The organism is Novosphingobium sp. fls2-241-R2A-195 (assembly GCF_030209485.1).
GTDB lineage: Bacteria > Pseudomonadota > Alphaproteobacteria > Sphingomonadales > Sphingomonadaceae > Novosphingobium > Novosphingobium resinovorum.
Genome location: NZ_JARVRY010000040.1, coordinates 1 through 1,120, shown reverse-complemented (window position 1 = coordinate 1,120; position 1,120 = coordinate 1). Strand labels below are relative to the sequence as shown.

The following is a 1,120-nucleotide window of genomic DNA, read 5'->3' as shown; positions in this document are numbered from 1 at the left end:
CCAGTCACCGGAGCAAGGACATCGCCCGTGCCGCCGCCGCCAGTCACGCCGCCGATAACTTGACCCAGCGTCCCGTTCAGCGTGTCAAGCACCGGAGAGGCAACGGCATCCACCACGCTCGTAACCGGGGCCACTACCGGGGCCAGCCCGTTCGTGACCTGCGTTACGCCGGCCCCTACCTGCGCACCGAGCAGCGAACCGGCAAGGTTGCCCACAGGAGCAAGACCTTGCGCCACGCCTGCCGCCGTCGTCGGGATGGTGACGTCAAGGATGTTGCCATCCGCCAGCACGTCGGCCGTCACGAGCTGCCCGGATACGAGCCCCGGGTTTTCAGACAGTACGTTGACACCTGCCAGAGTCCCGCTCGTACTTGGCCCGGTCAGGACATTGTTGCCAAGGTCCAGGCCGACCAGCGGTCCGGTGTAAGTCGGTGCCGTGCCGGAGCCGCCACCCGGCAGCGTGCCGGTGATGCCATCGACCAACCCTCCGAGTTGCCCGGTGAGAGGGCCAAGCAGGCCGTTCTGTCCGACGACCGGAGCCAGTACCGCATCGACCGTACCAAGTATCGGCGTCGTCACCTGGCTGACGGTCGAAGTCACCACCGCCACCGTCGGGGACAGCCCGTTAGTGACTTGCGTCACCGTCGAGCCCACCTGCTGACCAAGCAGCGCGCCAGCCAACGAGCCCACAGGGGCCAGAGCCTCTTGCGTTTGCTGAGTAGTGGTCGGCAACGCAACGTTTACGATATGGCCGTCACCGGTGAGCACATCGACGGCGATGGTGCCGCCATTGCCGGTGGCGACGTCAGGAGCCACGTTCACGTCGATCAGCGTGCCCGAACCACTGGGCCCGAGGATGGGTGTGCCACCCACTCCGACGCCAGCAACGGGACCGGTGTAGCTGCCGGATGGACCGGTCGGGCCGCCAGGGCCAGTCGGGCCGCCAGGGCCGGTCGGGCCGCCAGGGCCGGTCGGGCCGCCAGGGCCAGTCGGACCGCCAGGGCCAGTCGGACCGCCAGGGCCAGTCGGACCGCCGGGGCCGGTCGGGCCGCCGGGGCCAGTCGGACCGCCGGGGCCAGTCGGACCGCCGGGGCCAGTCGGACCGCCGGGGCCAGTCGGAC

The 1,120-nt window shown here is 69.7% G+C and carries 2 protein-coding genes; one reads left to right on the top strand and one right to left on the bottom strand.

The window, feature by feature from the left end:
• Nucleotides 1-872 (bottom strand): hypothetical protein (locus QRN25_RS25055; protein WP_285022130.1); only part of this gene is annotated, 872 nt, incomplete at its 3' end.
• 35 nt (nucleotides 873-907) lie between these two features.
• Between QRN25_RS25055 and QRN25_RS25050 the strand changes: the two genes are divergently transcribed.
• Nucleotides 908-1,120, top strand: a 213-nt coding sequence (locus QRN25_RS25050) for a hypothetical protein (protein WP_285022129.1), incomplete at its 3' end; no start/stop codon positions are given.